The 6,562-nt window shown below is 71.3% G+C and carries 6 protein-coding genes; 1 reads left to right on the top strand and 5 read right to left on the bottom strand.

What is annotated here, in order from left to right:
* Window positions 1-72 precede the first annotated feature (72 nt).
* The 3 genes from AC1DP0_RS15955 to truA form a co-directional block, all read right to left on the bottom strand.
* Window positions 73-1,122, bottom strand: a complete 1,050-nt coding sequence (locus AC1DP0_RS15955; protein WP_478085959.1) for an NAD(P)H-dependent flavin oxidoreductase — start codon at window positions 1,120-1,122, stop codon at window positions 73-75.
* Between the two features lie 61 nt (window positions 1,123-1,183).
* Entirely contained in the window at window positions 1,184-2,866 is a 1,683-nt protein-coding gene (locus AC1DP0_RS15950; RefSeq protein ID WP_478085961.1) for an ABC-F family ATP-binding cassette domain-containing protein, read from the bottom strand.
* Between the two features lie 105 nt (window positions 2,867-2,971).
* Window positions 2,972-3,862, bottom strand: coding sequence for a tRNA pseudouridine(38-40) synthase TruA (gene truA, locus AC1DP0_RS15945; RefSeq protein ID WP_478085955.1), 891 nt, complete (start codon window positions 3,860-3,862; stop codon window positions 2,972-2,974).
* Window positions 3,863-3,999: 137 nt separating this feature from the next.
* Between truA and AC1DP0_RS15940 the strand changes: the two genes are divergently transcribed.
* Window positions 4,000-4,554, top strand: coding sequence for an AMIN-like domain-containing (lipo)protein (locus AC1DP0_RS15940; protein ID WP_478085953.1), 555 nt, complete (start codon window positions 4,000-4,002; stop codon window positions 4,552-4,554).
* Window positions 4,555-4,638: 84 nt separating this feature from the next.
* Here the strand turns inward: AC1DP0_RS15940 and rplQ are convergent, their stop codons facing one another.
* Window positions 4,639-5,349: a 50S ribosomal protein L17, sunset domain variant gene (gene rplQ, locus AC1DP0_RS15935; protein WP_478085951.1), complete on the bottom strand. Its 711-nt coding sequence runs from the start codon at window positions 5,347-5,349 to the stop codon at window positions 4,639-4,641.
* Between the two features lie 72 nt (window positions 5,350-5,421).
* Entirely contained in the window at window positions 5,422-6,456 is a 1,035-nt protein-coding gene (locus AC1DP0_RS15930; RefSeq protein WP_478085949.1) for a DNA-directed RNA polymerase subunit alpha, read from the bottom strand.
* Window positions 6,457-6,562 lie beyond the last annotated feature (106 nt).

The following is a 6,562-nucleotide window of genomic DNA, read 5'->3' as shown; positions in this document are numbered from 1 at the left end:
CGCCCACGAGTCCGCCCACGAGTCCGCCCACGAGTCCGCCCACGAGTCCGCCCGCGAGGGTGACCGGCGCGCTCAGTGCGCGAACTCGGCCACGACCGTGGCGGCCGGGACCGGCCGCGCCGACCGCCAGCCCGTTCCGGCCCACAGCGCGAGCAGGTCGGCTCGCTCCGCCCGGGCGGACGCCCGTCGCAGCGGCACCGTGACGTGGTGGACCTCCGGGTAGGCGGCGGGGGCGCTGCCGTCGAGCCGGCGCATGAAGTCGGTCTCGAGGCCGCGAGCGAGTCGGCCCGAGTAGACCCGCGTCACCGCGGTGCGCTCGTACGCGGGATCCGCGAGCGCACGCCGATAGGCCAGACCCGTCCCCGCCTCGGGAGTCAGCAGCAGGGCGGTCCCGATCTGGACAGCGTCGGCCCCCGCCACGCGCACCTGCGCGGCCCGCTCCGGCGTGGAGATGCCGCCCGCAGCGACGATCGGTACGTCCGTGTGTGACCTGACGACGGTGACGAGGTCGAGCAGGTCGGCGCTCGAGGGCTCCTTCACCGGGTCGAGGGTGCCGCGGTGCCCTCCGCCGTCGGGACCCTGGAGACAGAGGCCGTCGACTCCGGCGCCGAGCGCGGCGGCTGCCTCGTCGACGTCGGTGACCGTGGCCACGGTTTCGATGCCGGCCCGGCGGAGCTCGCCCAGGACGGCACCACTCGGAAGACCGAACGTGAACGACACCAGCGGAACCCGCTCGCGAACGACGAGGTCGAGCTTGCGCTCCCAGTCGTCGTCGTCGCCGGGTCTCGCCTCGCCCGGCTGCACGCCCATCTCCTCCGCATCGTCCATCAGCGCCGCACGGTAGGCCGCGACCGCGTCGGCCCGCTCCGTGCCGGTCAGCTCACCCGACCCCACGGCATACGCGTTCGCCTGGGCCGGCACGAAGAGGTTGACCCCGAACGGGCGGGACGACGCGTCCCACACCTCCGCGATGGCCGCTGCCAGCTGGGGCGCGGTGAGGTAGCCGCCCGCCAGGAGGCCGAGCCCGCCGGCGTCACCGACGGCGGCAACGAGCTCAGGCGTCGTGGGGCCCCCGGCCATCGGGGCTCCGACCACACCCGTCTCGAGCGATCGCAGCAGCATGGCCCGACGCTACTCCGCTCCCCACCCCCGGCACAGGTGCCGGGGGGCGCCGTGAGGAGGGTCACCGGGGTCGGACGACGCGCCCCTCGTCCCACACCGGCTCGGTCGACTCGTAGACGCGACCGTCGGCGCCGAAGACGAGGAAACGGTCGAAGCCGCGGGCGAACCACCGGTCGTGGGTCACCGCGACGACGGTGCCCTCGAAGCGGTCGAGCCCCTCCTCGAGCGCCTCGGCCGACTGGAGGTCGAGGTTGTCGGTGGGCTCGTCGAGCAGCAGCATGGTCGCGCCCGACAGCTCGAGCAGCAGGATCTGGAAGCGCGCCTGCTGACCGCCCGACAGCGACTCGAACCTCTGCTCGCCCGACCGGGCCAGCTCGTAGCGGTCGAGCGCGCGTGCCGCCTGCTCGCGGGGTCGACCCTCGCGGTGCTCGTCCCCGCGGTGGAGGATCTCGAGGAGGGTGCGCCCCATGAGCGACGGGTGCTCGTGCGTCTGGGCGAACCACCCGGGTCGCACGCGTGACCCGAGACGCACGACGCCCGAGTGCTCGACGGGCACGGGGCGCACGTCGCCGACGGGCTGGTGCTCGCGCTCGGGGTCCGTCCCGCCACAGGCCAGCAGCCGGAGGAAGTGCGACTTGCCCGAGCCGTTGCTGCCGAGGATCGCGACGCGCTCGCCGTACCAGACCTCGAGGTCGAAGGGCTTCATCAGGTTGGTCAGCTCGAGGCCGGCCGCGACGATGGCGCGCTTGGCCGTGCGGCCGCCGGTGAGGCGCATCTTGACCGACTGCGTCATCGGCGTCTCCTCAGGCGGTCCCGCCTGCTCGAACTTCGCCAGACGGGTCTGGGCGGCCTGGTAGCGCGAGGCCATGCCGTCGTTGAACTTGGCCTTGACCTTGAGGGTCTGCACGAGCGTCTTGAGCTTCACGTGCTCCTCGTCCCAGCGCCGACGCAGCTCCTCGAGGCGGTCGTTGCGGTCCGCGCGGGCCTGGGCATACGTCGCGAAGCGGCCGGGGTGCACCCAGAGCGTCGCACCGGCCGCGCCCGGCTCGAGGGTCGCGACGCGCGATGCGACGCGGTCGAGCAGCTCACGGTCGTGGCTGATGAACAGCACCGTCTTGGGGGAGGCGACGAGAGCCTCCTCGAGCCACCTCTTGGTCGGCACGTCGAGGTAGTTGTCCGGCTCGTCGAGGAGCAGCACCTCCTCCGGTCCTCGGAGCAGGGCCTCGAGCACGAGCCGCTTCTGCTCGCCTCCCGAGAGCGTCGTCACCTTGCGCCACTGGGCCTGGTCGAAGGGGATGCCGAGGGCCGCGACCGTGCACTGGTCCCAGAGCGTCTCCTGCTCGTAGCCCCCGGCCTCGCCCCACTCGACGAGGGCGTGGGCGTAGGCCATCTGGTCGTCCTCGGAGTCGCGCTCCATCATGAGCAGCTCGGTCCGGTCGACCTCCTGCGCAGCCGTGCGGATCCGGTCGGGCGCGACGGAGACGAGCAGGTCGCGCACCGTCGTGTCGTCGCGGACCTTGCCGATGAACTGCCGCATGACGCCCAGGCCGCCCGAGCGGGTCACCGCGCCCTCGTGCGCCGCGATGTCGCCGGCGATGATCCGTGTCAGCGTCGTCTTGCCGGTCCCGTTGGGGCCGATGAGGGCGATCTTGGCGCCCTCCCCCACCCGCACCGAGACGTCGTTGAGCAGGGGCCTGCCGTCAGGCAGGCTGAAGGAGACGGAGTTGACGTCGACATGGCCCACGAGGGTCAAGCCTGTCGTATGCCGTGTGGCCGCGTCACGCGGTTAACCGCCGCCCGGGCACGCCCAGCACGACGTCGACCGGGACGGCATCGATCGGGCGGCCCTTCATGCGGACGATCCGACCACCGGCGCGCGACGGGCCCGCGTGGCGAGTGCCCGCGACGCCAGCTCGGAGGCGGCCGGGTAGACGACCTCCTCGAGGCTGAGCCCGTGGGCCGGCATGACGTGGATGCCTGCCGCCCGTTCGTCGCGGCCCTGCAGCGCCCGGGGCCAGTCCGGCCCCCGTCGCCCCTCCCCCACCGGGACGACGGCCCCGACGAGGGATCGCACCATGGAGTGGCAGAACGCATCGGCGCGCACGGTCGCGGCCAGAACCCCGTCCTCCAGTCGCGTCCACGAGAAGTCGAGCAGGGTGCGCACGGTCGTGGCACCCTCGCGCTGCCTGCAGAACGCCGCGAAGTCCCGCAGGCCGACGAGCGAGCGGGCCGCCTCGTCCATCGCACCGACGTCGAGCGGCTTGCGCCACCAGACCGTGTCGTGGCGACGCAGCGGGTCACGGACGGCCCCGGTGTCGGCGATGCGGTAGAGATAGCGCCGCTCCACCGCCGAGAAGCGAGCGTCGAAGCCGTCGGGCGCCGGGCGCGCCGTACGCACCACGACGTCCGCCGGAAGGATCCCACCCAGACGGCTGACGAGGGCGACACCCGGGTCCCGGTCGGAGCGCCCCGGCAGCGAGGCCCACGCCGCTGGGTCGAGGTCGACGTGGGCGACCTGACCGCGCGCGTGCACGCCGGCGTCCGTGCGTCCGGCCACCGTCACGCGCACGGGCTCGGCGCTGCGCAGCACGGTGGTCAGGGCTGCGGACAGCTCTCCCTGGACCGTCCGCAGGGTCGGCTGGGCGGCCCATCCCGAGAAGGCCGTGCCGTCATAGGCCAGGTCGAGCCGGACCCGCAGCGGGAGCCGACTCGACTCGTCCGACCCGCTCGAGCCACTCATGGTGACCGAGCCTAGTCGGCCCGTGTGGAGTCGTGAGCACCGCATGTTCTGCATGTGTCAACGGGCGCCGCATCTGGTGCGTCCTAGAAGTGGACGTCGGGCAACGTGCCCGGCCTCCCGGGAGAGGGGGCTTTCTCATGCACACCACCACACGACGCCGCCTGGCGGCCGTCGGTATCGTCGCGGCACTGGCGACGCCGGTCGCCGCCACCGTCGCTTCCACCTCCACCGCCGCGGCCACGAGCACCGCGCCCTTCTGCGGGATCATGTGGGGCTCACTGCCCAAGGCCACCAGCTCGGGCCAGCTGTGGACCGGCAACGTCACCGGGACGCGGACCGGCCAGCACGCCTGCTACGACCGCCTCGTCTTCGACGTCGCCCCGGGCAGCGGCCGGCTCGGCTACAACGTTCGCTACGTCGACGAGCTGACCGGACCCGGCAGCGGTCTCCCGGTTCCCATCAGTGGCGGGGCGAAGATCCAGATCACCATCAACGCCCCGTCGACTCTCGCCATGAGCACGAGGACCTTCTCCGGCTGGCGCACCTTCCGTCAGCTGAAGAGCCTCGGCAGCTTCGAGGGCTACACCGACTACGGGCTCGGGGTGCGCGCCCGGCTGCCGATGCGGGTGTTGGTGCTCACCGACACCGACGGAGGTCGCCGTCTCGTCGTCGACGTCGCCCACCTCTGGTAGGTCGGCAGAGCAGCTCGCGCCCGGAAACCGAGAGAGCAGCTCGTCCCGAGCGGGACGAGCTGCTCTCTCGATGGTGTCTGAGGCTCAGGAACCGGAACCGGCCTTCTTGAAGCCGGCCTTCTCGGCGTCCTCGGCCGTCTTGAACCAGACCTCGGCGACCGTCTGGTCGTACCACTGGCCGTCGGGCTCGTGGTAGAGGTTGGAGTCGGCGTTGCCCTTGACGGTGTAGCCCTCGGGGGCCGAGCCGTCCTCGTTCGCCGCGACGGCGCCCTCGGGCAGCTCGGCCGCAGCGGCCTCGTCAGCCRTGTCCGTCGTGTCAGCCGTGTCGGCGTCCTCGGCGGCCTTGGTCTCGGCAGCAGCGGCCTTGGCCTCCTCCTGCTTGGCGGCGCGACGGGTCGCGCCCTCGGCCTCCTTGACCGTCGCCTTCTTGGCCGACAGCGGCTCGCGGACGAGCTCGATCACGACCATGGGGGCGTTGTCACCCTTGCGGGCGCCGATCTTCGTGATGCGGGTGTAGCCACCCTCGCGAGCCGCCATGTCGGGGGCGATCTCGGCGAAGAGGCGGTGGACGACACCCTTGTCGCGCACGACCGTGAGGACACGGCGGCGGGCGTGGAGGTCGCCGCGCTTGGCGAACGTGATGAGGCGCTCGGCGAGCGGGCGCAGGCGCTTGGCCTTGGCCTCGGTCGTCGTGATCTTGTCGTGCTCGAAGAGCGACGTCGCGAGGTTGGCCAGGATCAGCCGCTCATGGGCGGGGCCGCCACCGACGCGGGGACCCTTGGTGGGGGTGGGCATTTCGTTTCTCCTAGAAGTCCGACCAGGCCGTTCTCGAGCAGTGTGCCGAGGGCTCGGTCAAGAAGCGGTTGGTCAGAGACGCTCGTCCTCGACGAAGGACTGGTCGTCGTCCTCGTCGTTGTAGTCGTCATCGCCGTAGCCGTCGACGAGGGCCGACGGGTCGAACCCGGGCGGGCTGTCCTTGAGGGCCAGACCCATGCCGACGAGCTTGGCCTTGACCTCGTCGATCGACTTCGCGCCGAAGTTGCGGATGTCGAGCAGGTCGGCCTCGCTGCGGCCCACGAGCTCACCCACGGTGTGGATGCCCTCGCGCTTGAGGCAGTTGTAGGAACGAACGGTGAGGTCCAGGTCCTCGATCGGCAGGGCGAGGTCCGCGGCGAGCGCGGCGTCCGTCGGCGACGGTCCCATGTCGATGCCCTCGGCCTCGACGTTGAGCTCGCGGGCCAGACCGAAGAGCTCGACCAGCGTCTTGCCGGCCGAGGCCATGGCGTCACGCGGGGTCATCGAGTTCTTCGTCTCGACGTCGACGATGAGCTTGTCGAAGTCGGTGCGCTGCTCGACTCGGGTCGCCTCGACCTTGTAGGTCACGGTGAGCACCGGGCTGTAGATCGAGTCGACCGGGATGCGGCCGATCTCCTGGTCACCGGACTTGTTCTGCTGGGCCGAGACGTATCCGCGGCCACGCTCGACGGTCAGCTCCATCTCGAGCTTGCCCTTGTCGTTCAAGGTCGCGATGTGCAGGTCGGGGTTGTGCACCTCGACACCAGCCGGCGGCGTGATGTCGGCGGCGGTGACCGCACCCGGGCCCTGCTTGCGCAGGTACATGACGACCGGCTCGTCGTGCTCCGAGGAGACGACGAGGCCCTTGATGTTGAGGATCATCTCGGTGACGTCCTCCTTCACGCCCGGCACGGTCGTGAACTCGTGGAGCACGCCGTCGATGCGGATGGAGGTGACTGCCGCGCCCGGGATGCTCGAGAGCAGGGTGCGACGCATGGAGTTGCCGAGCGTGTAGCCGAAGCCGGGCTCGAGCGGCTCGATGGTGAAGCGGCTGCGGTTCTCGACCACGACCTCTTCGGAGAGCACGGGACGCTGTGCGATGAGCACTGTTCATTTCCTTCCCACGGGCGACCGCCATATGACGCCTCGTGAAACTGCCCGGTCGTGATCCGGGCGGGCCGGCACGGCTCTGTCTGCGAGCCGACCCCTGGTT

This window comes from Terrabacter sp. P5_B1, from assembly GCF_056400505.1.
The sequence above is the reverse complement of the archived record's forward strand: the minus strand, read 5'-3'. Positions and strand labels throughout refer to the sequence as shown.